This window comes from Blastococcus sp. TF02A-30, assembly GCF_003319185.1.
In the GTDB taxonomy this organism is placed as follows: Bacteria; Actinomycetota; Actinomycetes; order Mycobacteriales; family Geodermatophilaceae; genus Blastococcus.
The window spans coordinates 753,379-778,174 of record NZ_QOHJ01000001.1; the positions used below are offsets into that span (position 1 = coordinate 753,379).

Annotated in this window: 31 protein-coding genes and 1 pseudogene; 29 read left to right on the forward strand and 3 right to left on the reverse strand. The window is 69.9% G+C overall.

The features are described 5' to 3' along the window. The first annotated feature begins 25 nt into the window (after window positions 1–25). Window positions 26–3,931 (forward strand): DNA-directed RNA polymerase subunit beta', encoded by a 3,906-nt coding sequence (locus tag DQ241_RS03625; RefSeq protein WP_113828734.1) that lies wholly within the window; start codon window positions 26–28, stop codon window positions 3,929–3,931. A 96-nt stretch (window positions 3,932–4,027) separates the two neighbouring features. Here DQ241_RS03625 and DQ241_RS03630 read toward each other — a convergent pair whose 3' ends face one another. The 3 genes from DQ241_RS03630 to DQ241_RS03640 form a co-directional block, all read right to left on the reverse strand. Next, window positions 4,028–5,068, reverse strand: coding sequence for an LLM class F420-dependent oxidoreductase (locus tag DQ241_RS03630; RefSeq protein ID WP_113828735.1), 1,041 nt, complete (start codon window positions 5,066–5,068; stop codon window positions 4,028–4,030). 74 nt (window positions 5,069–5,142) lie between these two features. Further along, window positions 5,143–5,358 (reverse strand): hypothetical protein, encoded by a 216-nt coding sequence (locus tag DQ241_RS03635; RefSeq protein ID WP_113828736.1) that lies wholly within the window; start codon window positions 5,356–5,358, stop codon window positions 5,143–5,145. Window positions 5,359–5,409: 51 nt separating this feature from the next. Continuing rightward, window positions 5,410–6,372 (reverse strand): hypothetical protein, encoded by a 963-nt coding sequence (locus DQ241_RS03640; protein ID WP_113828737.1) that lies wholly within the window; start codon window positions 6,370–6,372, stop codon window positions 5,410–5,412. A gap of 626 nt (window positions 6,373–6,998) precedes the next feature. Here DQ241_RS03640 and rpsL point away from each other — a divergent pair. From rpsL to map, 28 genes and pseudogenes are all read left to right on the forward strand, one after another. Beyond that, window positions 6,999–7,373, forward strand: a complete 375-nt coding sequence (rpsL, locus tag DQ241_RS03645; protein ID WP_012950487.1) for a 30S ribosomal protein S12 — start codon at window positions 6,999–7,001, stop codon at window positions 7,371–7,373. Then, window positions 7,373–7,843: a 30S ribosomal protein S7 gene (rpsG, locus tag DQ241_RS03650; protein ID WP_113828738.1), complete on the forward strand. Its 471-nt coding sequence runs from the start codon at window positions 7,373–7,375 to the stop codon at window positions 7,841–7,843. Before rpsL ends, rpsG begins: the two co-directional genes overlap by 1 nt. A gap of 84 nt (window positions 7,844–7,927) precedes the next feature. After that, entirely contained in the window at window positions 7,928–10,027 is a 2,100-nt protein-coding gene (gene fusA / locus DQ241_RS03655) for an elongation factor G (protein ID WP_113828739.1), read from the forward strand. Between the two features lie 86 nt (window positions 10,028–10,113). Next, window positions 10,114–11,307, forward strand: coding sequence for an elongation factor Tu (gene tuf, locus DQ241_RS03660; RefSeq protein WP_113828740.1), 1,194 nt, complete (start codon window positions 10,114–10,116; stop codon window positions 11,305–11,307). Window positions 11,308–11,441: 134 nt separating this feature from the next. Beyond that, the gene (rpsJ, locus tag DQ241_RS03665) at window positions 11,442–11,747 is read left to right on the forward strand and encodes a 30S ribosomal protein S10 (RefSeq protein ID WP_014377994.1); all 306 of its coding nucleotides are present in this window, start codon (window positions 11,442–11,444) and stop codon (window positions 11,745–11,747) included. 15 nt (window positions 11,748–11,762) lie between these two features. Then, entirely contained in the window at window positions 11,763–12,428 is a 666-nt protein-coding gene (gene rplC, locus DQ241_RS03670; RefSeq protein WP_113828741.1) for a 50S ribosomal protein L3, read from the forward strand. Then, window positions 12,425–13,309 carry a 50S ribosomal protein L4 gene (gene rplD / locus DQ241_RS03675; RefSeq protein ID WP_113828742.1) on the forward strand — a complete coding sequence of 295 codons (885 nt, stop codon included), beginning with the start codon at window positions 12,425–12,427 and terminating at the stop codon, window positions 13,307–13,309. Before rplC ends, rplD begins: the two co-directional genes overlap by 4 nt. Continuing rightward, on the forward strand, window positions 13,306–13,608 hold the full coding sequence (gene rplW / locus DQ241_RS03680) for a 50S ribosomal protein L23 (protein ID WP_113828743.1): 303 nt from the start codon (window positions 13,306–13,308) through the stop codon (window positions 13,606–13,608). The genes rplD and rplW overlap by 4 nt, the downstream gene beginning before the upstream one ends. A 47-nt stretch (window positions 13,609–13,655) precedes the next feature. Then, the gene (gene rplB / locus DQ241_RS03685) at window positions 13,656–14,489 is read left to right on the forward strand and encodes a 50S ribosomal protein L2 (protein ID WP_113828744.1); all 834 of its coding nucleotides are present in this window, start codon (window positions 13,656–13,658) and stop codon (window positions 14,487–14,489) included. A 21-nt stretch (window positions 14,490–14,510) separates the two neighbouring features. Further along, window positions 14,511–14,792, forward strand: a complete 282-nt coding sequence (rpsS, locus tag DQ241_RS03690) for a 30S ribosomal protein S19 (protein WP_091929108.1) — start codon at window positions 14,511–14,513, stop codon at window positions 14,790–14,792. A 20-nt stretch (window positions 14,793–14,812) separates the two neighbouring features. Beyond that, window positions 14,813–15,163: pseudogene (gene rplV / locus DQ241_RS03695) on the forward strand (50S ribosomal protein L22); the annotation flags it as partial. 113 nt (window positions 15,164–15,276) lie between these two features. Then, entirely contained in the window at window positions 15,277–16,197 is a 921-nt protein-coding gene (rpsC, locus tag DQ241_RS03700) for a 30S ribosomal protein S3 (protein ID WP_113828746.1), read from the forward strand. A 3-nt stretch (window positions 16,198–16,200) separates the two neighbouring features. Continuing rightward, entirely contained in the window at window positions 16,201–16,617 is a 417-nt protein-coding gene (gene rplP / locus DQ241_RS03705) for a 50S ribosomal protein L16 (RefSeq protein WP_014377986.1), read from the forward strand. Further along, on the forward strand, window positions 16,617–16,850 hold the full coding sequence (rpmC, locus tag DQ241_RS03710; RefSeq protein ID WP_097194642.1) for a 50S ribosomal protein L29: 234 nt from the start codon (window positions 16,617–16,619) through the stop codon (window positions 16,848–16,850). Before rplP ends, rpmC begins: the two co-directional genes overlap by 1 nt. Continuing rightward, entirely contained in the window at window positions 16,847–17,137 is a 291-nt protein-coding gene (rpsQ, locus tag DQ241_RS03715) for a 30S ribosomal protein S17 (RefSeq protein WP_113828747.1), read from the forward strand. Before rpmC ends, rpsQ begins: the two co-directional genes overlap by 4 nt. A gap of 205 nt (window positions 17,138–17,342) precedes the next feature. After that, a complete protein-coding gene (gene rplN, locus DQ241_RS03720; protein ID WP_113828748.1) occupies window positions 17,343–17,711 on the forward strand; it encodes a 50S ribosomal protein L14 in 369 nt (122 codons plus the stop codon). 35 nt (window positions 17,712–17,746) lie between these two features. Beyond that, window positions 17,747–18,061, forward strand: coding sequence for a 50S ribosomal protein L24 (rplX, locus tag DQ241_RS03725; protein WP_113828954.1), 315 nt, complete (start codon window positions 17,747–17,749; stop codon window positions 18,059–18,061). 35 nt (window positions 18,062–18,096) lie between these two features. Next, entirely contained in the window at window positions 18,097–18,651 is a 555-nt protein-coding gene (gene rplE / locus DQ241_RS03730; RefSeq protein ID WP_233492202.1) for a 50S ribosomal protein L5, read from the forward strand. Window positions 18,652–18,670: 19 nt separating this feature from the next. Next, window positions 18,671–18,856, forward strand: a complete 186-nt coding sequence (locus tag DQ241_RS03735) for a type Z 30S ribosomal protein S14 (RefSeq protein WP_113828750.1) — start codon at window positions 18,671–18,673, stop codon at window positions 18,854–18,856. 127 nt (window positions 18,857–18,983) lie between these two features. Beyond that, the gene (gene rpsH / locus DQ241_RS03740) at window positions 18,984–19,394 is read left to right on the forward strand and encodes a 30S ribosomal protein S8 (protein WP_113828751.1); all 411 of its coding nucleotides are present in this window, start codon (window positions 18,984–18,986) and stop codon (window positions 19,392–19,394) included. A gap of 12 nt (window positions 19,395–19,406) precedes the next feature. Beyond that, complete coding sequence (gene rplF / locus DQ241_RS03745; RefSeq protein WP_113828752.1) at window positions 19,407–19,946, forward strand: 50S ribosomal protein L6; 540 nt, start codon at window positions 19,407–19,409, stop codon at window positions 19,944–19,946. Continuing rightward, entirely contained in the window at window positions 19,946–20,353 is a 408-nt protein-coding gene (gene rplR, locus DQ241_RS03750; RefSeq protein WP_113828955.1) for a 50S ribosomal protein L18, read from the forward strand. The genes rplF and rplR overlap by 1 nt, the downstream gene beginning before the upstream one ends. 46 nt (window positions 20,354–20,399) lie before the next feature. Beyond that, a complete protein-coding gene (rpsE, locus tag DQ241_RS03755) occupies window positions 20,400–21,014 on the forward strand; it encodes a 30S ribosomal protein S5 (RefSeq protein ID WP_026857030.1) in 615 nt (204 codons plus the stop codon). Window position 21,015: 1 nt separating this feature from the next. Then, window positions 21,016–21,195, forward strand: a complete 180-nt coding sequence (gene rpmD / locus DQ241_RS03760) for a 50S ribosomal protein L30 (protein ID WP_113798410.1) — start codon at window positions 21,016–21,018, stop codon at window positions 21,193–21,195. Window positions 21,196–21,214: 19 nt separating this feature from the next. Further along, complete coding sequence (gene rplO / locus DQ241_RS03765; protein ID WP_370444370.1) at window positions 21,215–21,652, forward strand: 50S ribosomal protein L15; 438 nt, start codon at window positions 21,215–21,217, stop codon at window positions 21,650–21,652. 125 nt (window positions 21,653–21,777) lie between these two features. Then, the gene (secY, locus tag DQ241_RS03770; RefSeq protein ID WP_113828754.1) at window positions 21,778–23,088 is read left to right on the forward strand and encodes a preprotein translocase subunit SecY; all 1,311 of its coding nucleotides are present in this window, start codon (window positions 21,778–21,780) and stop codon (window positions 23,086–23,088) included. Next, entirely contained in the window at window positions 23,088–23,702 is a 615-nt protein-coding gene (locus DQ241_RS03775) for an adenylate kinase (RefSeq protein WP_113828755.1), read from the forward strand. The genes secY and DQ241_RS03775 overlap by 1 nt, the downstream gene beginning before the upstream one ends. Window positions 23,703–23,741: 39 nt before the next feature. Beyond that, entirely contained in the window at window positions 23,742–24,599 is an 858-nt protein-coding gene (map, locus tag DQ241_RS03780) for a type I methionyl aminopeptidase (protein WP_233492182.1), read from the forward strand. Window positions 24,600–24,796: the final 197 nt, after the last annotated feature.

Consider the following 24,796-nt stretch of genomic DNA (forward strand, 5'->3'; position numbering starts at 1 on the left):
ACTAGCCCCTGAAAGGGGTCACACCTTGCTCGACGTCAACTTCTTCGACGAGCTCCGCATCGGGCTGGCCACCGGCGACGACATCCGCCAGTGGAGCCACGGTGAGGTGAAGAAGCCCGAGACCATCAACTACCGGACCCTGCGCCCGGAGAAGGACGGTCTCTTCTGCGAGAAGATCTTCGGTCCCACCCGGGACTGGGAGTGCTACTGCGGTAAGTACAAGCGGGTCCGGTTCAAGGGCATCATCTGCGAGCGCTGCGGCGTCGAGGTCACCCGCGCCAAGGTGCGTCGCGAGCGGATGGGCCACATCGAGCTGGCCGCGCCGGTCACCCACATCTGGTTCTTCAAGGGTGTGCCGTCGCGTCTGGGCTACCTGCTCGACCTGGCGCCCAAGGACCTCGAGAAGATCATCTACTTCGCGGCCTACATGATCACCTCGGTCGACGACGAGGCGCGCCACCGCGACCTCCCGACCATCGAGGCCGAGATCAGCGCCGAGAAGTCGAACCTCGAGGGCCGGCGCGACGCCGACGTCGAGGCCCGTCAGCAGAAGCTCGAGGCCGACCTGGCCGAGCTCGAGGCCGAGGGTGCCAAGTCCGACGTGCGCCGCAAGGTGCGCGAGGGCGGCGAGCGCGAGATGCGCCAGCTGCGCGACCGCGCGCAGCGGGAGATCGACCGCCTCGACGAGGTGATGGACACCTTCCGCAAGCTCGAGGTCAAGCAGCTCATCGCCGACGAGGGCCTCTACCGCGAGCTGCGCGACCGCTTCGGCGAGTACTTCGAGGGCGGCATGGGTGCCGCGGCGCTGCAGAAGCTGCTCGCCGGCTTCGACCTCGACGCCGAGGCCGCCTCGCTGCGCGAGACCATCCGCAGCGGCAAGGGCCAGCGCAAGCTGCGCGCGCTCAAGCGGCTCAAGGTCGTCGCGGCGTTCCAGCAGACCCGCAACTCGCCCATGGGCATGGTGCTGGACTGCGTCCCGGTCATCCCGCCGGACCTGCGCCCGATGGTGCAGCTCGACGGTGGCCGCTTCGCCACCAGCGACATGAACGACCTGTACCGCCGCGTCATCAACCGGAACAACCGGCTGAAGCGCCTGCTCGACCTCGGCGCGCCCGAGATCATCGTGAACAACGAGAAGCGGATGCTCCAGGAGTCCGTGGACGCGCTGTTCGACAACGGCCGCCGCGGGCGTCCGGTCACCGGTCCGGGCAACCGGCCGCTGAAGTCCCTGAGCGACCTGCTCAAGGGCAAGCAGGGCCGGTTCCGCCAGAACCTGCTCGGCAAGCGCGTCGACTACTCCGGCCGTTCGGTCATCGTCGTCGGCCCGCAGCTGAAGCTGCACCAGTGCGGTCTGCCCAAGCAGATGGCCCTCGAGCTCTTCAAGCCGTTCGTCATGAAGCGGCTGGTCGACCTCAACCACGCGCAGAACATCAAGTCCGCCAAGCGCATGGTCGAGCGCGCCCGCCCGGTCGTGTGGGACGTGCTCGAGGAGGTCATCACCGAGCACCCGGTGCTGCTCAACCGCGCGCCGACGCTGCACCGCCTGGGCATCCAGGCCTTCGAGCCGCAGCTGGTCGAGGGCAAGGCCATCCAGATCCACCCGCTCGTCTGCACCGCGTTCAACGCGGACTTCGACGGTGACCAGATGGCGGTGCACCTGCCGCTGTCGGCCGAGGCCCAGGCCGAGGCCCGGATCCTGATGCTGTCGTCCAACAACATCCTGTCGCCGGCCGACGGTCGCCCGATCACCGCGCCGACCCAGGACATGGTGCTGGGCCTGTACCACCTGACGACGCTCGTGCCCTCGCGGCACGAGGCCGACGGTGGCACGCCGGCCTCCTTCTCGTCCGCCGCCGAGGCCGTCATGGCCTACGACAAGGGCGCGCTGGGCCTGCAGGAGCGTGCGCTGATCCGCCTCGACGAGGTGTTCGGCGTGGACAACGGCAAGGTCAACGAGGCCTGGACGCAGCCGGAGGACTGGACGCCGGGTGCCCCGGCGCTGGTCGAGACCTCGCTGGGCCGGGTGCTGTTCAACGAGGCCCTGCCCGAGGACTACCGCTTCGTCAACTACCAGGTGCCGAAGAAGGAGCTCGGGGCGATCGTCAACGACCTCGCCGAGCGCTACCCCAAGGTGCAGGTCGCGGCGACGCTGGACGCCCTCAAGTCGGCCGGCTTCCGCTGGGCGACCCGCTCGGGCGTCACGATCGCCATCGACGACGTCGTGACCCCGCCGGTCAAGCAGGAGATCCTGGACCGGCACGAGGCCGAGGCCGCCAAGATCGAGAAGCAGTACGAGCGCGGCGTCATCACCGACGCCGAGCGTCGTGGCGAGCTGATCGAGATCTGGACCCGCGCGCGGGCCGAGGTCAGCCAGGCGATGGTGGACAACTTCCCGACCACCAACCCGGTCTGGGTCATGGTCAACTCGGGCGCCCGAGGCAACATGATGCAGATCAGCCAGATCGCCGGTATGCGCGGTCTGGTCGCCAACCCGAAGGGCGAGATCATCCCGCGGCCGATCAAGGCCAACTTCCGGGAGGGTCTGTCGGTGCTGGAGTACTTCATCTCCACGCACGGTGCGCGCAAGGGTCTGGCCGACACCGCGCTGCGGACCGCCGACTCGGGTTACCTGACCCGACGGCTGGTCGACGTCTCGCAGGACGTCATCATCCGCGAGGAGGACTGCGGCACCGACCGCGGCGTCATCATGCCGATCGGCACCGTCGTCGACGGCGTCGTCACGCGCGATGCGCACGTGGAGACCAGCGTCTACGCCCGCGCCCTGGCCGCCGACGTGGTGGCCGAGGACGGGACGGTCATCGCCCCGGCGAACGCCGACCTGGGTGACGTCCTGATCCAGACGCTGATCGACGCCGGGGTAGCCGAGGTCAAGGTCCGCTGCGTCCTGACCTGCGAGTCGCTGCTCGGCACCTGCGCCACCTGCTACGGCCGGTCGCTGGCGACCGGCAAGCTGGTGGACGTCGGCGAGGCGGTCGGCATCATCGCCGCCCAGTCGATCGGCGAGCCGGGCACCCAGCTGACGATGCGCACCTTCCACACCGGTGGTGTCGCGGGTGAGGACATCACCCACGGTCTGCCGCGTGTGGTGGAGCTCTTCGAGGCCCGCGTCCCCAAGGGCAAGGCCCCGATCGCCGAGCTGGCCGGCACCGTGCGGATCGAGGACGGCGAGCAGTTCCGCAAGCTCACCATCACCCCGGACGACGGCTCCGACGAGGTCGTCTACGACAAGCTGTCGCGTCGTTCGCGGCTGCGGGTCGAGGACGGCGCCCACGTCGAGGTCGGCGAGCAGCTCACCGAGGGTGCGGTCGACCCGCACGAGGTGCTGCGGATCATGGGCCCCCGCGAGGTGCAGCTGCACCTGGTCCGGGAGGTCCAGGAGGTCTACCGGTCGCAGGGTGTGTCGATCCACGACAAGCACATCGAGGTGATCATCCGGCAGATGCTGAAGCGGGTGACCATCATCGACTCGGGCGCGACGGAGTTCCTGCCCGGTGCGCTGGTCGAGCGGACGCTGTTCGAGACCGAGAACCGTCGCGTCGTCGCCGAGGGCGGCGAGCCGGCCTCGGCCCGTCCGGTGCTCATGGGCATCACCAAGGCCTCGCTCGCAACCGAGTCGTGGCTGTCGGCCGCCTCCTTCCAGGAGACGACCAAGGTGCTCACCGACGCCGCGATCCAGGGCAAGAGCGACAGCCTGCTCGGCCTCAAGGAGAACGTGATCATCGGAAAGCTGATCCCGGCGGGTACGGGCATCAGCCGCTACCGGAACATCACGGTCGAGCCGACCGAGGAGGCGCGGGCCGCCGTCTACACCATGGCCGGCTACGACGACGGGCAGTACTACAGCCCCGACGTCTTCGGTCAGGGCACCGGCGAGGCCGTGCGTCTCGAGGAGTACGACTGGCGGGGCTGAACCCCTAGCTAGGCAGTGACGAAAGGGCCCCCGAGTCATCCGACTCGGGGGCCCTTTCGCGTCCCTGCTTTCTGTACATGAAGCAGGGAACTCCGCTCAGCCGGCGAGGCGCTTCATGGTCTCCACGGTCTTGAGCCGGGCCTCGCGGGAGCCGTCGAGGGGCTGCAGCATCAGCGTGGTGACGCCGGCCTCGGCGAAGGCGGCGATCCGCTCGGCGACGTACCCCTCGGGGCCGATCAGCGAGGAGGCCCGCACCAGGTCGTCGGGGACGACGGCCGCGGCCTCGTCCTTCTTGCCGTCCAGGTAGAGGTCCTGGATGGTCTTCGCCTCGGCCTCGTAGCCGTACCGGACGGCGAGGTCGTTGTAGAAGTTCTTGCCGCGGGCGCCCATGCCCCCGATGTAGAGGGCCAGCGCCGGCTTCACGAACTCCAGCAGCGGCTCCACGTCGTCGCCGATGGCCACCGGGACGCCGGTGATCACCTGCAGGTCGCCCAGGGCGGCGTCGCGCTTGGCCTTGCCGGCTGCGAGCGACTCGCCCCAGACCGTCGCCGCCTTCTCGGGGTAGAAGAAGATCGGCTCCCACGCCTCGGCGATCTCCGCCGCGAGCTCGACGTTCTTCGGCCCCAGGGCGGCCAGCATGACGGGGATGCGCTCGCGGACCGGGGTGTTGATCAGCTTGAGCGGCTTGCCCAGGCCGGTGCCCTGGTCGGCGGGCAGCGGCACGGTGTACTTCTTGCCCTGGTGGTCGAGCCGTTCGCGGCGCCACACCTGGCGGCAGATCTCCACGACCTCCCGGGTCCGCTGCAGCGGCGCGTCGTAGGGGACGCCGTGCCAGCCCTCGATGACCTGCGGACCGGACGCACCCAGGCCGAGGGTGAAGCGGCCGCCGGAGACGAAGTCCAGCCCGGCCGCGGTCATCGCCGTGAGCGCGGGGGTGCGGCTGTAGATCGGGAAGATGGCGCTGAGCAGCTCGACCCGCTCGGTGACGGCGGCGAGGTAGCCCAGCTGGCTGACCGCGTCGAACGTGTAGACCTCGGCCACCGCCGCGACGTCGAGCCCGGCGGACTCGAGGTCGCGGATCTCCGCCGCGGTCTCCTGGAACCCACCGCTGTAACTGGCCTGGATACCGATACGCATTCGCGCAGGCTAGCGGAGGACGACCCCCGGCCCCCCACCGCTCGCAGGCCCGCGGTGGGCCCCTGCAGGGGCCGTCACAGCGGGCGGACGGTCCCGATCACCTCGGTCACCACGCGCACGCCGTCGACGTCGCCGGGGACGCGGGGCGCGACGGCGGGGTCGGCCAGGTTCACCTTGAGCACGTACCCGCTCGCCCGCCGGGCCAGCCCGATCCCCACGACGCCGGGGTCGCCCGAGAGGCGGTGCGCCAGCGCGGTCTTGGCGGCGCTCGCCGCGGCCCGGTCGGTCATGCACCCATGGTGCCCCTCCCCGAGCCCGGAGGACACCCTCGGCGGGGCGACCTACCCCCGGAGCTCCGCCACCCACTCCGCGGCCAGCAGGTCGAGCACCGTCGCGAGCGGGTTGGCGAAGGTGACCCCCGTGCCCTGGCTGCCCCCGGTGTCGCTGCCCGCGAACAGGAGCGCGAACGGGGCGCGGTCGCGGCTGCGCCAGATGACCGAGCCGCTGTCCCCGCCGGCGCTGAAGCCGCCGGCGAGGCCCTCGATCTCGACCTGGTCGTCGAAGGAGAAGATCGCCCGGTCGTACTGCACCGCGACCCCGTCCACCTCGACCGCGGTGATCCGGCCCCGGGTGTGCCCGGTCGTGCGCCCCACCTTCTCGACCTCCTCGTCGGGCTCGATGCCGTCGGGCCGGGGGAGCGGCCCGGTCAGCGGACCGCCGGGCACCGCCCCGGGATCGGCCTCCACCCCGTCGTCGAGCGTCGCGACCGCCGCGTCGACCAGGTTGCCCTCGGCGCTGAACCGCTGGAAGGCGGCGAGCGTCGCCACCCGGTCGGCCGCGCTCCCGCCGTCGGCCGGTCCCGGCTGCAGGACCGGGTCCCCGACCCGGGCGGCGTCGCTGGCCGCGAGCACGTGGTTGTTGGACAGCACCGCCAGCCCGCCGGGGACGCGCACGAGGCCGCCGAGGGTCCCGGCGGTGACGTCCGGGTGCGCGACGGAGAGCCCGGGACGCAGCGGGCGCACCCTCCCCTGCAGCTCACCGGGTGTGGGGGAGGAGAGGGCGTGCACCCGCCCGATGACCCGGACGTCGAGCTCCGACCCCGCCGACGCACCCAGGTCGGGCAGCACCGCGCGGTCGGCCTCGCGCTCCAGCCGGACCGCCACCCGGGCCCGGCCCCCGCCGGCCGGCGCCAGGCCGACCGCCACGTGCGGGCCCTCCCCGGGACCGTGGTCCCGTGCCGACGGCATCGACCGCAGCCGTTCCAGCAGCAGGGCCTTCAGCTCGCGGGCCGAATCAGGGTGCACGGTGGTTCTCCGATGCTCGTCGAGGCCGGCGACGCTAGGCCGGTGGTCCGACAGTTCCCGGACGGCGGCGGATCGCAACCCGCGGCGCGGCGCGGCGCGCGGCGCCGCTGCTCCCGCCGCGGGGCGGGACGGGGTACCGTGCCTCAGCTCCGGAGCGATCCCGGGGACCTCCGGCCGGCGGGGAATCGATCCCCGGTGGACGGGGTTCTCCCGGTGGCGTCCGCTCCGGTGGACGGCGGCGGGCCTTGCGGCCGTGCGTGTGAGGGACCCGGCTTTGACCGGCCTCGGAGGCACGGGTATCGTGGTCAGCCGTGCCCAGGGTGCCCTGGGCCAGCTCCCGTTCGCGGTGCGCCTGGGTGGCCGGAGGTCGACGACCTCGTGGCCGCCGGGGACCACCTCCCGGCCTCGCCGGAGGGTGGCGGCGCCGAGTCGCGAGGGGCAACCGAGTTCGGTCCGACCACGGGCCGGTCCTGGGAAGGGCGACACGCCCGACCGCGGGGGCCGGACGGTGGCCCACGGCCGGGAGCGGGCGGCCCGCACGGGCCCGGCACCCGAGCACGACAGCACGAAGCCAGTAGCAATTCGACGAGCACCACCCCAGCGCAGGTAGGAGATCCAGGCCACCCATGCCCACGATCAACCAGCTGGTCCGCAAGGGCCGCGAGGACAAGGTCGAGAAGACCAAGACCCCGGCGCTGAAGGGTTCCCCCCAGCGCCGCGGCGTCTGCACGCGCGTGTACACGACGACGCCGAAGAAGCCGAACTCGGCGCTGCGCAAGGTCGCTCGCGTCCGCCTCACCAGTGGCATCGAGGTGACCGCCTACATCCCGGGCGTCGGCCACAACCTGCAGGAGCACTCGATGGTGCTCGTGCGCGGCGGCCGCGTGAAGGACCTGCCGGGCGTGCGCTACAAGATCATCCGTGGCTCGCTGGACACCCAGGGTGTCCGCAACCGCAAGCAGGCTCGCAGCCGTTACGGCGCGAAGAAGGAGAAGAGCTAATGCCGCGCAAGGGCCCCGCGCCGAAGCGCCCGCTCGTCGCCGACCCGGTGTACCAGTCGCCGCTGGTGACCCAGCTGGTGAACAAGGTGCTGGTCGACGGCAAGCGCTCGGTCGCCGAGTCGATCGTCTACGGCGCCCTCGAGGGCTGCCGCGCCAAGACCGACACCGACCCGGTCGTCACGCTCAAGCGCGCGCTGGACAACGTGAAGCCGGCCCTCGAGGTCCGCAGCCGCCGCGTCGGTGGTGCGACCTACCAGGTCCCGGTCGAGGTCCGCGCCTCGCGCAGCACCACCCTCGGCCTGCGCTGGCTGATCCAGTACAGCCGGGCCCGTCGCGAGAAGACGATGACCGAGCGCCTGATGAACGAGCTGCTCGACGCGAGCAACGGTCTCGGTGCCGCGGTGAAGCGTCGCGAGGACACGCACAAGATGGCCGAGTCGAACAAGGCCTTCGCGCACTACCGCTGGTAACCCACCGACCAGCGCCCGCCGTCGGCGGGACTCCCGGGCGATCCCCGGACCCGCACACGGACACCAGGCAAGAGGAGTAAGGACATGGCCAGCAACGAGGCCCAGCTCGCCAAGACCCGCAACATCGGGATCATGGCGCACATCGACGCCGGCAAGACGACGACGACGGAGCGCATCCTCTTCTACACCGGTATCACGTACAAGATCGGTGAGGTCCACGACGGCGCGGCCACGATGGACTGGATGGAGCAGGAGCAGGAGCGCGGCATCACCATCACGTCGGCCGCGACGAAGTGCTCCTGGAACGGCTACGACATCAACATCATCGACACCCCCGGGCACGTCGACTTCACCGTCGAGGTGGAGCGGTCGCTGCGGGTGCTCGACGGCGCCGTCGCGGTCTACGACGGTGTCGCCGGCGTCGAGCCGCAGACCGAGCAGGTGTGGCGGCAGGCCGAGAAGTACGGCGTCCCGCGCATGTGCTTCGTCAACAAGCTCGACCGCACCGGGGCGAACTTCTTCCGCTGCGTCGACATGATGGTCGAGCGCCTGGGTGCCAACCCGCTGGTGCTGCAGCTGCCCATCGGTGCCGAGGCCGACTTCATCGGCGTCGTCGACCTGGTGCAGATGCGCGCGCTGACGTGGCGCGGCGAGACCCAGATGGGCGAGGACTACTCCGTCGAGGAGATCCCGGCCGAGCTCGCCGACCAGGCCGCCGAGTACCGCGAGAAGCTCCTCGAGAACATCGCAGACTTCGACGACTCGCTCATGGAGTCCTACCTCGGTGGCGAGGAGATCGACGTCGACCGCCTCAAGGCCGCGATCCGCAAGGCGACCATCGCCGCGCAGGTCAACCCGGTCCTGACCGGCACCGCGTTCAAGAACAAGGGCATCCAGCCCCTGCTCGACGCCGTCACCGACTACCTGCCCAGCCCGCTGGACATCGAGTCGATCAAGGGCACCGCCCTGGACGGCGAGACCGAGGTGCTGCGCCACGCGGACGAGGACGAGCCGTTCTCGGCCCTGGCCTTCAAGATCCAGACCGACCAGCACCTGGGCAAGCTGACCTACGTCCGCGTGTACTCCGGTCGTCTCTCCTCCGGTTCGCCGGTGCTCAACAGCACCAAGGACCGCAAGGAGCGGATCGGCAAGATCTACCAGATGCACGCCAACAAGCGCGAGGAGCGCGAGGGCGTGGGCGCCGGCCAGATCGTGGCCGTCGTGGGCCTGAAGCAGACGACGACGGGTGACACCCTCTGCGACCCGCAGAACCCGGTGATCCTCGAGTCGATGACCTTCCCGGCCCCGGTCATCTCGGTGGCGATCGAGCCGAAGACGAAGGGCGACCAGGAGAAGCTGGGCACGGCCATCCAGAAGCTGGCCGAGGAGGACCCGACCTTCCAGGTCAAGCTCGACGAGGAGACCGGCCAGACCGTCATCTCCGGCATGGGTGAGCTGCACCTGGAGATCCTCGTCGACCGCATGCGGCGCGAGTTCAAGGTCGAGGCCAACGTCGGCAAGCCGCAGGTGGCCTACCGCGAGACGATCCGCCGGGCCGTCGAGAAGTACGACTACACCCACAAGAAGCAGACGGGTGGGTCGGGCCAGTTCGCGAAGGTCCAGGTGACCCTCGAGCCGCTGCCGATCAGCGGCGACTCGGCCACCTACGAGTTCGAGAACGCCGTCACCGGTGGCCGCGTCCCGCGGGAGTACATCCCGTCGGTCGACCAGGGCATCCAGGACGCCATGCAGTACGGCATCCTCGCCGGCTACCCGGTCGTGGGCGTCAAGGCCAGCCTGATCGACGGCCAGTACCACGAGGTGGACTCCTCGGAGATGGCCTTCAAGATCGCCGGCTCGATGGTCTTCAAGGAGGCCGCGCGCAAGGCCGACCCGGCCCTGCTCGAGCCGATGATGGCCGTCGAGGTCGTCACGCCCGAGGACTACATGGGTGACGTCATCGGCGACCTGAACTCCCGGCGCGGGATCATCCAGGCGATGGAGGAGCGCTCCGGCGCTCGCGTCGTCCGGGCCCTGGTCCCGCTCTCGGAGATGTTCGGCTACGTGGGCGACCTGCGCAGCCGCACCCAGGGACGGGCGAGCTACACCATGGTGTTCGACTCGTACGCCGAGGTCCCGGCCAACGTCGCCAAGGAGATCATCGCCAAGGCGACCGGCGAGTAACCGGCCGGCGGCACGCCGCCGGCCCCGAGCACAGCCCCACCCCCCAGAGCACGCACCACCTGCGTAACCACGAGGAGAGGAACCCAGTGGCCAAGGCCAAGTTCGAGCGGACCAAGCCGCACGTCAACATCGGCACCATCGGGCACATCGACCACGGCAAGACGACGCTGACCGCGGCGATCACCAAGGTCCTGCACGACAAGTACCCGGACCTCAACGAGGCGTCCGCCTTCGACCAGATCGACAAGGCGCCCGAGGAGAAGGCCCGCGGCATCACGATCTCGATCGCGCACGTCGAGTACCAGACGGAGAACCGTCACTACGCGCACGTCGACTGCCCGGGTCACGCCGACTACATCAAGAACATGATCACCGGTGCGGCGCAGATGGACGGCGCCATCCTGGTGGTCGCCGCCACCGACGGCCCGATGCCGCAGACCAAGGAGCACGTGCTCCTGGCCCGCCAGGTCGGTGTCCCCTACATCGTCGTGGCGCTCAACAAGGCCGACATGGTCGACGACGAGGAGATCCTCGAGCTCGTCGAGCTGGAGGTCCGCGAGCTGCTGTCCGAGTACGAGTTCCCGGGCGACGACGTCCCCGTGGTCCGCGTCTCGGCGCTCAAGGCGCTCGAGGGCGACGCCGAGTGGGGCGACAAGCTCATGGAGCTGATGAACGCCGTCGACACCGCGATCCCCGAGCCGGAGCGCGACATCGACAAGCCGTTCCTCATGCCCGTCGAGGACGTCTTCACCATCACCGGCCGCGGCACCGTCGTGACCGGTCGCGTGGAGCGCGGCATCGTCAAGGTGAACGAGGAGGTCGAGATCGTCGGCATCAAGGACTCCTCGACCAAGACCACCGTCACCGGCGTCGAGATGTTCCGCAAGCTGCTCGACCAGGGCCAGGCCGGTGACAACGTCGGTCTGCTCCTCCGCGGCATCAAGCGCGAGGACGTGGAGCGCGGCCAGGTCGTCGTGAAGCCCGGCTCGATCACCCCGCACACCAACTTCGAGGGTTCGGTCTACATCCTCTCGAAGGACGAGGGTGGCCGTCACACGCCGTTCTTCAACAACTACCGTCCCCAGTTCTACTTCCGGACGACGGACGTGACCGGTGTGGTGACCCTGCCCGCCGGCACCGAGATGGTCATGCCCGGCGACAACACCGAGATGACGGTGGAGCTCATCCAGCCCATCGCCATGGAGGAGGGCCTGAAGTTCGCCATCCGCGAGGGTGGTCGGACCGTGGGCGCCGGCCGCGTCACCAAGATCCTCAAGTAACACCCCCGGCGGGCGGCGGCCGCGACGAGCGGCCGCCGCCCGGCCAGGGTCCGGGGCCCCGTGCCCCGGACCCACCCCGGGTCAGCAGACCCACTCGAACTTTCACAACCGATCGGCAGGAGCAGAAGACAGCGATGGCGGGACAGAAGATCCGCATCCGGCTGAAGGCCTATGACCACGAGGCGATCGACGCCTCGGCGCGGCGCATCGTGGAGACGGTCACCAAGACCGGAGCGCGTGTGGTCGGCCCGGTGCCTCTGCCGACGGAGAAGAACGTGTACGCGGTGATCCGTTCGCCGCACAAGTACAAGGACTCGTTCGAGCACTTCGAGATGCGGACGCACAAGCGGCTCATCGACATCCTCGACCCGACGCCGAAGACGGTCGACGCGCTCATGCGCATCGACCTGCCGGCCTCGGTCGACGTCAACATCCAGTAAGGGCAGTCAGCAGACATGGCGAGCACATTTCGCGGGCTCCTCGGCGAGAAGCTGGGGATGACCCAGGTTTTCGACGAGAACAACCGCCTCGTGCCGGTGACCGTCGTCAAGGCGGGCCCGTGTGTGGTGACCCAGGTGCGCACCCCCGAGGTCGACGGCTACTCGGCCGTCCAGCTCGGTTTCGGTGAGATCGACCCGCGCAAGGTGAACCGCCCCGAGGGCGGGCACTTCACCAAGGCGGGCGTGACGCCGCGGCGGCACCTGGTCGAACTGCGCACCGAGGACGCCGGGCAGTACACGGTCGGCCAGGAGCTGACCACCGACGTGTTCGACGGCGTGACCAAGGTCGACGTCATCGGCACCAGCAAGGGCAAGGGCACCGCCGGTGTCATGAAGCGTCACGGCTTCAAGGGCCTCGGCGCCGCGCACGGCACCCAGCGCAAGCACCGGTCGCCGGGTTCCATCGGTGGCGCGTCCACGCCCGGCCGCGTCTTCAAGGGCCTGCGCATGGCCGGCCGCATGGGTGCGGTCAAGACCACGACCCTGTCGCTGCGCGTCCACAAGGTGGACGCCGAGCGCGGTCTGCTGCTGATCAAGGGCGCCATCCCCGGTCCGAAGGGCGGCCTCGTGCTGGTCCGTTCGGCCGTCAAGGGTGGCCCCGTGGGGAGTGACACCAAGTGACCCAGTCGACCGAGACGCGCACCGACCGCCAGGTCGACGTGCGCACCCCGGCGGGGGAGACCTCCGGCAGCGTCACGCTGCCCGGCGAGCTCTTCGACGCCGACGCGAACATCTCGCTGATGCACCAGGTGGTCGTGGCCCAGCTGGCCGCCGCCCGCCAGGGCACCCACGCGACGAAGACCCGCGGCCAGGTCAGCGGCGGTGGCATCAAGCCCTACCGCCAGAAGGGCACCGGTCGCGCCCGCCAGGGCTCGATCCGTGCGCCGCAGTTCACCGGGGGTGGCACCGTCCACGGCCCGCAGCCGCGTGACTACTCGAAGAAGACCCCGAAGAAGATGAAGGCCGCCGCGCTGCGCGGTGCCCTCTCCGACCGGGCTCGCGAGGGTCGCGTGCACGTCGTCTCGGCATTCGTCGAGGGCGACGCCCCGAAGACCAAGGACGCCCTGGCGACGCTCACCGCGATCACCCAGGCCGCCAAGGTCCTCGTGGTCCTGGACCACGACGACGTCCTCAACTGGGTCAGCCTGCGCAACCTGCCGCAGGTGCACCTGATCGAGGCCGGCCAGCTCAACACCTACGACGTGCTGGTGGCCGACGAGGTCGTCTTCACCGAGACCGCGCTGGCCGAGTTCGTGGCCGGCCCGGCCAAGGGCAAGGGCGTGCAGCTGCCGGACCTCACCACGGCCGACATCCCGGACGCCGTGCCGTCGATCGCCCCCGCCGCCGGCGAGGGCACCACCGACGCCGACGTCGCGGCCGAGGCCCCGGCGAAGAAGGCCCCGGCCAAGAAGGCCGCGGCGAAGAAGGCCCCCGCCAAGAAGGCCGCGTCGGCGGAGTCCGCCGACGAGTCCGCTGACGAGACCACCGAGGAGCAGGCATGAGCGTCCGCGACCCCCGGGACGTCCTGCTCGCCCCGGTGATCTCCGAGAAGAGCTACGGGCTGCTGGACGAGAACCAGTACACGTTCGTCGTGCTGCCCGAGGCCAACAAGACCCAGATCAAGATCGCGGTCGAGCAGATCTTCAACGTGAAGGTCCTCGGCGTGAACACGATCAACCGCCAGGGCAAGCGCAAGCGCAGCAAGGGCAACAAGCTGGGCAAGCGCAAGGACACCAAGCGCGCCATCGTCTCGCTGGCGCCTGGCGACCGCATCGAGATCTTCGGCGGTCCGGGCGCCTGAGCGCCCGGGACGACGGACCAGAGATAGAAGACGGGACTGAGTCAGCAATGGCTATCCGCAAGTACAAGCCGACGACGCCGGGCCGCCGCGGCTCCAGCGTCGCCGACTTCGCCGAGGTCACCCGCGACCACCCCGAGAAGTCGCTGGTCCGACCGCTGCACGGTCGTGGCGGGCGCAACGTCCACGGGAAGGTCACGGCTCGTCACCAGGGTGGCGGCCACAAGCGCGCCTACCGGGTGATCGACTTCCGCCGGGCCGACAAGGACGGCGTGCCGGCCAAGGTCGCGCACATCGAGTACGACCCGAACCGCACCTCGCGCATCGCGCTGCTGCACTACGCGGACGGGGAGAAGCGCTACATCATCGCCCCGGCCCGCCTGAAGCAGGGCGACCTGGTCGAGTGCGGCCCGTCGGCCGACATCAAGCCGGGCAACAACCTGCCGCTGCGGAACATCCCGGTGGGCACGGTGGTTCACGCCATCGAGCTCCGTCCCGGTGGCGGCGCCAAGATCGCCCGCTCCGCGGGGACCAGCGTCCAGCTGGTCGCCCGTGAGGGCCGGTTCGCGCAGCTGCGCATGCCGTCGGGCGAGATCCGCAACGTCGACGTGCGCTGCCGCGCGACCGTCGGCGAGGTGGGCAACGCCGAGCAGTCGAACATCAACTGGGGCAAGGCCGGCCGCATGCGGTGGAAGGGCAAGCGCCCGACCGTCCGCGGTGTCGCCATGAACCCGGTCGACCACCCGCACGGTGGTGGTGAGGGCAAGACCTCCGGTGGTCGTCACCCGGTGAACCCGAAGGGCAAGCCGGAGGGCCGGACGCGCAAGCGCAAGGCCAGTGACGCGATGATCGTGCGCCGCCGGCGCGCCAACAAGAAGCGCTGAGCGGGATAGGAGCCGACAGACATGCCACGCAGCCTGAAGAAGGGCCCGTTCGTCGACGACCACCTGCTCAAGAAGGTGGACGCCCAGAACGAAAAGGGCACCAAGAACGTGATCCGCACCTGGTCGCGTCGTTCGACGATCATCCCCGACATGCTCGGTCACACGCTGGCCGTGCACGACGGCCGCAAGCACGTCCCGGTCTTCGTGACCGAGGCGATGGTCGGGCACAAGCTCGGCGAGTTCGCGCCCACGCGCACCTTCCGTGGGCACGTCAAGGACGACCGCCGGTCGCGGCGCGGCTGACCAGGTAGAGAGAGATACAGATGACTTCCCAGGTGGGACAGGAGGCGCCGGTCGCCCGGGCTACGGCCCGGTTCGTCCGCGTGACCCCCATGAAGGCCCGTCGGGTGGTGGACCTGATCCGCTACCTGCCGACCGACGAGGCCCTGGCGCTGCTGCGGTTCGCCCCGCAGGCCGCCAGCGAGCCGGTCGCGAAGGTGGTCGCCAGCGCGGTGGCCAACGCCGAGCACAACCTGCAGCTCGACCCGGCTGCGCTGGTCGTCAGCGCCGCCTACGTCGACGAGGGCCCGACGCTCAAGCGGATCCGTCCGCGTGCGCAGGGCCGGGCGTTCCGCATCAACAAGCGGACCTGCCACATCACGGTCGAGGTCGCCGAGGTCGCGGCGAGCGCCGAGCTGGCGCAGAAGTCGCGCAAGGCGCGCCGCGACACGGGTCAGACCGGCCCGGCCACGCAGCAGACCAGCAACACGAGGGGAGGGACCCGCTAGTGGGTCAGAAGGTCAACCCGCACGGGTTCCGACTCGGGATCACCACCGACTACAAGTCCCGGTGGTACGCGGACAAGCTGTACAAGGACTACGTCAAGGAAGACGTCGCGATCCGCAAGCTCATGTCCAAGGGCATGGAGCGGGCCGGCATCTCCAAGGTGGAGATCGAGCGCACCCGTGACCGGGTCCGTGTCGACATCCACACCGCGCGTCCCGGCATCGTCATCGGTCGCCGCGGCGCCGAGGCCGACCGCATCCGCGGCGAGCTCGAGAAGCTCACCGGCAAGCAGGTGCAGCTGAACATCCTCGAGGTCAAGAACCCCGAGTCGGACGCGCAGCTGGTCGCCCAGGGCGTCGCCGAGCAGCTCTCCAGCCGGGTCAGCTTCCGCCGCGCCATGCGCAAGGCCATGCAGTCGGCCCAGCGCAGCCCGCAGGTCAAGGGCATCCGGGTGCAGTGCTCCGGGCGCCTGGGCGGCACCGAGATGAGCCGGTCGGAGTTCTACCGCGAGGGTCGCGTGCCGCTGCACACGCTCCGCGCGAACATCGACTACGGCATCTACGAGGCCCGCACCACCTTCGGCCGCATCGGCGTGAAGGTGTGGATCTACAAGGGTGACGTCAGCGGCTCCCGTGCCGAGCGCGAGGCCCTCGAGGCCCTCGCCGCCCGGCAGGGCCAGCGCCGCGAGCGCCCCCAGCGCCCGCGCCGCTCCGGCTCCTCCGGCACCACCGCCGGTGGCACCGAGGCCGGCCGCGCCGCCGCCCAGACCACGACCGGGCCGGTGGCCGACACCGCCGAGAGCACCGTCGCCGCCACGTCGGGCGACGTCGCTCCCGAGACGACCGTCGCCGAGGTCGCCGGTCCGGAGGCCACCGCGGCCGCCGAGACCACGGCCGCCGCGACCGAGAACACGGAGAGCTGAGCCATGCTCATCCCACGGCGCGTCAAGCACCGCAAGCAGCACCACCCGAGCCGTTCCGGCCGGGCCAAGGGCGGCACCGAGATCAACTTCGGTGAGTACGCCATCCAGGCCCTCGAGCCGGCGTACGTGACGAACCGGCAGATCGAGTCGGCCCGTATCGCCATGACCCGGCACATCCGCCGTGGCGGCAAGGTGTGGATCTCGATCTACCCCGACCGCCCGCTCACCAAGAAGCCGGCCGAGACCCGCATGGGTTCCGGTAAGGGTTCGCCCGAGTGGTGGGTCGCCAACGTGAAGCCGGGCCGGGTGCTCTTCGAGCTCTCCGGTGTGGCCGAGCCCGTGGCCCGCGAGGCCATGCGCCGCGCGATCCACAAGCTGCCGATGAAGTGCCGCTTCATCACGCGTGAAGGAGAAGTGTGATGGCCGCTGGTCTGACCGCTCCCGAGCTGCGCGAGCTCTCTGCTGACGAGCTCGCTTCGCGGCTGCGCGAGTCCAAGGAAGAACTGTTCAACCTGCGGTTCCAGGTGGCCACCGGCCAGCTGGACAACAACCGGCGACTGCAGACCGTCCGCCGCGACATCGCCCGGATCTACACGATCATGCGCGAGCGCGAGCTGGGTCTCTCGGTCGCCCCGAACGAGGGTGTGGCATGAGCGAGACCCAGGAGTCCACGGGCCCCGGCCTGGCCGGGCGTGGGTACCGCAAGGTCCGTGAGGGCCTCGTGGTCAGCGACAAGATGGCCAAGACGATCGTCGTCGAGGTGGAGGACCGCGTGAAGCACGCCCTCTACGGCAAGGTCATCCGCCGGACCAGCAAGCTGAAGGTCCACGACGAGGAGAACGTCGCCGGCATCGGCGACCGCGTCCAGATCATGGAGACCCGGCCGACGTCGGCCACCAAGCGGTGGCGGCTCGTCCAGGTCGTCGAGAAGGCCAAGTAAACAGGCGGCCCTGCGGGGCCTCCGGGCGACCAGGTACGCTGGTCGACTGGCGCGCACCGCACCTCCTCGGAGGGGTGCGCGCACATCCCGGTTCCCGTGCTCGGACGCACCGGCGGCTCAGCCGCCGGTGCGTCCGCACGCGGGAGACCGGACAGCCGGTTCACCGTTCCGGCCCGGCTGTCACCACGAAGATTTGGGAGTAGCAGTGATCCAGCAGGAGTCGCGACTGCGGGTCGCCGACAACACCGGTGCGAAGGAGATCCTCTGCATCCGGGTTCTCGGCGGCTCCGGGCGGCGCTACGCGGGTATCGGTGACGTCATCGTCGCCACCGTGAAGGATGCGATCCCCGGCGCGGGCGTCAAGAAGGGCGACGTCGTCAAGGCGGTCGTCGTCCGCACGGTGAAGGAGCGCCGTCGTCCCGACGGTTCCTACATCCGCTTCGACGAGAACGCCGCGGTCATCATCCGCGACAGCGGCGACCCCCGCGGCACGCGCATCTTCGGCCCCGTGGGCCGCGAGCTGCGCGACAAGCGGTTCATGCGGATCATCTCGCTCGCTCCGGAGGTGCTGTGATCATGGCTCAGGCAGCCAGCGGGAAGACCCCGTCGATGAAGGTCAAGAAGGGCGACACGGTCGTGGTCCTGTCCGGCAAGGACAAGGGCGCGAAGGGTCGTGTCATCGCCGCCTACCCCAAGCTCCAGAAGGTGCTGGTGGAGGGCGTCGGCCGGGTGAAGAAGCACACCCGCATCAGCTCGAACCAGCGCGGGGCCCAGCAGGGCGGGATCGTCACGCAGGAGGCGCCCATCCACGTGAGCAACGTGATGGTGATCGACTCCGAGGACAAGCCGACCCGGGTCGGTTACCGCAAGGACGAGGAAGGCCGCAGTATCCGGGTCTCGCGGCGCACCGGTAAGGACCTCTGAGCATCATGAGCGCACCCACCCGTGAGCTGCCCCGCATGCTCGCCAACTACCGCGAGAACATCGTGCCGGCCCTCCAGTCGGAGTTCGGCTACGACAACGTCATGCAGATCCCGCGCCTGACGAAGATCGTCGTCAACATGGGCGTCGGCGAGGCCACCCGCGACGCGAAGCTGATGGACGGCGCGGTCCGCGACCTCACCGCCATCACCGGCCAGAAGCCGGCCGTCGTCCGGGCCCGCAAGTCCATCGCGCAGTTCAAGCTCCGCGAGGGCATGCCCATCGGCGCGAAGGTCACCCTCCGCGGTGACCGCATGTGGGAGTTCCTGGACCGGCTGCTGTCGCTGGCCCTGCCCCGCATCCGCGACTTCCGCGGCCTGAACGCCAAGCAGTTCGACGGCCACGGCAACTACACGTTCGGGCTGAACGAGCAGTCCATGTTCCGCGAGATCGACGTCGACAAGATCGACCGCCCCCGCGGCATGGACATCACGCTGGTCACCACCGCGACCACCGACGAGGAGGGTCGCGAGCTGCTCCGCCAGCTCGGTTTCCCCTTCGCCGGCCAGCCCGTCGTCACGACCGTCCGCTGAGCCGGGCAGGAGAGAAGCAATGGCCAAGAAGGCGCTGATCAACAAGGCGGCCCGCACCCCCAAGTTCAAGGTGCGCGGCTACACCCGCTGCCAGCGGTGCGGTCGTCCGCACGCGGTCTTCCGCAAGTTCGGCCTGTGCCGGATCTGCCTGCGGGAGATGGCGCACGCCGGGGAGCTCCCCGGCGTGAAGAAGAGCTCCTGGTAAGCAGCACGGCCTCGGTCCACCCGGGCCGGATCACAACCGAAGCACCACTGATCGCCGAGAGGCCCACGCCCCAAGTCCGGGAAGACCCGGGGCATGAGGAACCGCGGCGAGAGAGGCACCACACGCCATGACCATGACCGACCCGATCGCGGACATGCTGACGCGTCTGCGGAACGCCAACCAGGCGTACCACGACTCCGCGGTCATGCCGTCGTCGAAGCTCAAGACGCACATCGCCGAGATCCTCCAGCAGGAGGGCTACATCGCCGGCTGGCGCGTCGACGACGTCGACAAGGACGGCACCACCTTCAAGCAGCTGGTCGTCGACCTGAAGTACGGCCCCAACCGCGAGCGCAGCATCGCCGGAGTCCGGCGGGTGTCCAAGCCGGGTCTGCGGGTGTACGCGAAGTCGACCGCCCTGCCCAAGGTGCTCGGCGGCCTCGGCGTGGCGATCATCTCGACCTCCACCGGGCTGCTGACCGACAAGCAGGCGAACAAGAAGGGCGTGGGTGGGGAAGTCCTCGCCTACGTCTGGTAAGGGGAGCAAGAGATGTCACGGATCGGACGACTCCCGATCGCCGTGCCCAGTGGTGTGGACGTCGCCATCGACGGCCAGACGGTGAGCGTGAAGGGCCCCAAGGGCACCCTGGCCCACACCGTCGCGGCGCCGATCACCGTCGAGCGCGACGAGGACGGCACGCTGCGGGTGCAGCGCCCCAACGACGAGCGGCAGAACCGCGCCCTGCACGGGCTCTCGCGGACGCTCATCGCCAACATGATCACCGGTGTCACCGAGGGCTACACCAAGACCCTCGAGATCGTCGGTGTCGGTTACCGCGTCCAGGCGCGCGGCTCGGACCTCGAGTTCGCCCTGGGCTTCAGCCACCCCGTCCCGGTGAAGGCCCCCGAGGGCATCACCTTCGCGGTCGAGTCCCCGACCCGCCTGCGGGTCAGCGGCATCGACAAGCAGCTGGTGGGCGAGGTCGCAGCCAAGATCCGCAAGATCCGCAAGCCCGACCCGTACAAGGGCAAGGGCGTGCGGTACCAGGGCGAGGTCGTCAAGCGCAAGGTCGGGAAGACGGGTAAGTGATGGCTCAGGCAGAGAAGGCCGGCCGGGTCCACAAGCCCGTCGGCACCGACATCAGCACGGCGCGCCGCGTCTCGCGGCTGCGCCGCCACAACCGGCTGCGCAAGCGGGTCTCCGGCACGCCGGAGCGTCCGCGCCTGGTGGTCAAGCGCAGCTCGCGCCACATCCACGTGCAGGTCGTCGACGACACCGTCGGCCGCACCGTGGTGAGCGCGTCGACGATGGACGCCAGCCTCCGCGGCGCCGAGGGCGACAAGTCCGCCCTGGCCCGCCAGGTGGGCGCCCTCGTCGCCGAGCGCGCCAAGGCCGCCGGCATCTCGGCGGTCGTCTTCGACCGCGGGGGCAACCGCTACGCCGGGCGCATCGCCGCTCTGGCCGACGGTGCCCGCGAGGGTGGGCTGGACTTCTGATGACCACCCACACCAGCACGAGCGAGCAGATCGAGAGGGACGTCTGATGCCAGGACCACAGCGACGCGGCGGCGGCGCCGGCGGCGGCAACGACCGCCGTGACCGTCGTGACGGCGGGCGGGGCCCCGGTGGCGCGCCCGCCGAGAAGAGCAACTACATCGAGCGCGTGGTCGCCATCAACCGCGTGTCCAAGGTCGTCAAGGGTGGTCGGCGCTTCAGCTTCACCGCCCTGGTGATCGTGGGCGACGGTGACGGCACCGTGGGCGTCGGCTACGGCAAGGCCAAGGAGGTGCCCGCGGCGATCGCCAAGGGCGTCGAGGAGGCCAAGAAGCACTTCTACAAGGTGCCTCGCATCGCCAGCACCATCCCGCACCCCGTGCAGGGTGAGGCGGCGGCCGGTGTCGTGCTGCTCAAGCCGGCCAGCCCCGGTACCGGTGTCATCGCCGGTGGCCCGGTGCGTGCCGTGCTCGAGTGCGCCGGCATCCACGACGTGCTCTCGAAGAGCCTCGGCTCGTCGAACCCGATCAACATCGTGCACGCCACGATGCAGGCGCTGAAGGACCTCGTCCGTCCCGAGGAGATCGCGGCCCGCCGCGGTCTGCCGCTGGAGGACGTCGCCCCGGCCGCCATGCTCCGTGCCCGTGCGGGTCAGGGGGTCTGAGATGGCGCAGCTGAAGGTCACCCAGGTCAAGTCGGCCATCGGCACGAAGCCCAACCAGCGGCAGACGCTGCGTTCGCTGGGCCTCAAGCGGATCAACGACTCGGTCGTCCAGGAGGACCGTCCCGAGATCCGTGGGATGGTCGCGACGGTGCCGCACCTGGTCACCGTCGAAGAGGTCTGAGGAAAGACTCGCTATGACTCTGAAGGTTCACCACCTGCGTCCGGCCCCCGGCGCCCACACCCCCAAGACCCGCGTGGGTCGCGGTGAGGGCTCCAAGGGCAAGACCGCCGGTCGCGGCACCAAGGGCACCGGCGCGCGGGGCAACACGTCCGCCCGGTTCGAGGGTGGGCAGACCCCGCTGCACATGCGGCTGCCGAAGCTCTCGGGCTTCAAGAACAACAACAAGGTCGTGTTCCAGGTCGTCAACCTCGACCGGATCGCGGCGCTGTTCCCGCAGGGCGGCTCGGTCAACCCGGACACCCTGGCCGAGGTGGGCGCGGTCCGCCGCGGCCAGCCGGTCAAGGTGCTCGGCACCGGCGAGCTGGGCGGCGTGCAGGTGCACGTCCACGCCCACGCCTTCTCCGCGTCCGCTGCCGAGAAGATCGGCGCGGCCGGGGGCAGCACCACCCGCATCTGACAGATCCCCGTCCACCCCACCCCGAACGCTCGGGGTGGGGCCCGGGACGGGGCCTCATCGGCCCGCCCCGCACCCGTGCGGGGCGGGCCGATTGTTACGCTCACTCGACCGACAAGGGAGGGCTCGTGCTGCAGGCGTTCGCCGCGGCGTTCCGGACGCCAGATCTCCGGCGCAAGCTGCTGTTCTCCCTGGCGATCATCGCCGTGTACCGGCTGGGCGCCCAGGTGCCCGGTCCCGGGGTCTCGGTCGAGGCCATCAACAACTGCCTCGAGGCTGCCCAGTCCGGGTCGCAGCGCGACATCTACTCGCTGGTGAACCTGTTCTCCGGTGGAGCGCTGCTGCGGCTGTCGGTCTTCGCGCTCGGCATCATGCCGTACATCACCGCCAGCATCATCGTGCAGCTGCTGGTCGTGGTCATCCCGAGGTTCGAGCAGCTCAAGAAGGAAGGGCAGTCGGGTCAGGCCAAGCTGACCCAGTACACCCGCTACCTGACGATCGCCCTGGCCGTGCTGCAGAGCACCGGCATCATCGCCCTCGCGCGCAGCGGCCAGCTGTTCCCCGGCTGCTCCGAGGAGATCATCCCGTCGGACTCGGTGGCCACCACGGTCATCCTGGTCGTCGCCCTCACCGCCGGCACGGCCCTGATCATGTGGCTGGGCGAGCTGCTCACCGAGAAGGGGATCGGCAACGGCATGTCCGTGCTGATCTTCACCTCGATCGCGGCCCGCATCCCGGCCGAGGGCGGCTCCATCCTGCAGAGCCGCGGCGGTCTCGTCTTCGCCGTGGTCTGCGCGTTCGCGGTGGTCATCATCGGCACGGTCGTCTTCGTCGAGCAGGCGCAGCGACGCATCCCGGTGCAGTACGCCAAGCGCATGGTCGGCCGCCGGATGTACGGCGGGACCTCGACCTACCTCCCGCTCAAGGTGAACCAGGCCGGCGTCATCCCGGTCATCTTCGCCTCGTCGCTGCTGTACCTGCCCCAGCTGATCACCCAGCTGCAGGGCGACGAGACCGGCGGGGTCCGCCGGTTCTTCGAGAACTACATCATCGACCAGAGCAGCCCGGTGCACGTCGCGATCTACTTCGCGATGATCATCTTCTTCACGTACTTCTACGTGTCGATCACGTTCAACCCGGAGGAGCGGGCCGACGACATGAAGCGCTACGGCGGCTTCATCCCCGGCATCCGCCCCGGTCGCCCGACGGCGGAGTACCTGCAGTACGTGCTGTCGCGGATCACCCTGCCCGGGTCGATCTACCTGGGCCTGGTCGCGGTCCTCCCCAACCTCTTCCTGTCGGTCACGCAGGAGGGGGCGAACCAGAACTTCCCGTTCGGCGGGACCGCGGTGCTGATCATGGTCGGAGTGGGGTTGGAGACGGTGAAGCAGATCGAGACGCAACTCAACCAGCGCAACTACGAAGGGTTCCTGAAGTAGTGCGCGTCGTCCTGCTGGGGCCCCCCGGAGCGGGCAAGGGCACCCAGGCGCAGATCATCGCCGGTCGGCTGGGCGTCCCCGCCATCTCGACGGGTGACATCTTCCGGGCCAACGTCAGCGGCCAGACCGAGCTCGGCCTCAAGGCCAAGAGCTACATGGACGCCGGCGACCTGGTGCCCGACGAGATCACCGTGGCGATGGTCAAGGACCGGCTGGCCGAGCCCGACGCCAAGGGGGGTTTCCTGCTCGACGGGTTCCCCCGCACCATCGCGCAGGCCGAGCAGCTCCGCTCCTCGCTCGAGGACCTGGGGCACGGCCTGGATCGGGTGCTCGAGCTCGTCGTCGAGGAGGAGGAGCTGGTGCGCCGGCTCTCCGGTCGCCGCATGCTGGTCGACGGCCAGATGGTGCAGCGCGACGACGACAAGCCCGAGACCGTGCGGCACCGCCTCGAGGTCTACCGGGAACAGACCGCCCCGCTGTCCGGGTTCTACGAGGGCGTGGGCCTGCTGTCCCGGATCGACGCGATCGGTTCGGTCGAGGAGGTCACCGCCCGTGCGCTGCGTGCCCTGGGCGCGGACGACGACGGCGAGCCCGGGCAGCCGGCTGCTGTCTGACCGCCGGGCTCCGGCCCGGTCGAAGGAGTGGCGCGGCAGATGACGGCAGGCATCCTCGCTCGCCTCCCGCTGCTCGCGAAGTGGAGTGGACGCATGATCCAGATCAAGACGGCGCACGAGATCGAGCTGATGCGCGCCTCCGGTCTCGTGACCGCCGGTGCGCTGGCGGCGGTGAAGGCCGCCGTCCGCCCCGGTGTCACCACCGGTGAGCTGGACGCGGTCGCCGAGGACCACATCCGCTCGCAGGGGGCGGTGCCCAACTTCCTGGGCTACCACGGCTTCACGGGCACGATCTGCGCCTCGGTGAACGACGAGGTCGTGCACGGCATCCCGAGCCCCGACCGGGTGCTCGCCGAGGGCGACAACATCTCCATCGACTGCGGAGCCATCCTCAACGGCTGGCACAGCGATTCCGCGGTGACGGTGACGGTGGGGGAGCCGTCGGCCGAGGACGCGGCGTTGATCGAGGTGACGGAACGGTCGATGTGGGCCGGGCTGGCGCGGGCCGTCGCCGGCGGTCGGCTGACCGACATCAGCCACGCGGTCGAGGAGTCCATCCGGTCGCACGAGCACCCGTACGGGATCGTGGACCACTACGGCGGTCACGGCATCGGCACGGAGATGCACCAGGACCCGCACGTGCTCAATTACGGGCGTCCCGGCCGCGGTCCCAAGCTGGTGCCCGGGCTGGTGCTCGCGATCGAGCCCATGGTGACCGTCGGCGACCCGGCGACCGCCGAGCTCGACGACGGCTGGACGGTCGTCACCAAGGACGGCTCGCGGGCCGCCCACTTCGAGCACACCGTGGCCATCACCCCCGAGGGGCCGTGGGTCCTGACCGCCGAGGACGGCGGCGTCGCCGGCCTGGCGCCCTTCGGGGTCACGCCGCGCTCCTGACGGCGCCCAGGACGGTGTAGCCCAGCCCTCACGGGGGGCGGTTGGGAACTGGTGTGCCGTCAGGTACGATTCCCTGTGGCGCTAGCGCCGTTCCTTCGTCGTGCTGTGGCCGCGTGACGGGGAACGCCCTCTGCGAGAGCGCTTTGCACCATCTGTTCTGCAACCACCGAGCTCGTCGTCCGGGGTCCACCCGTGGG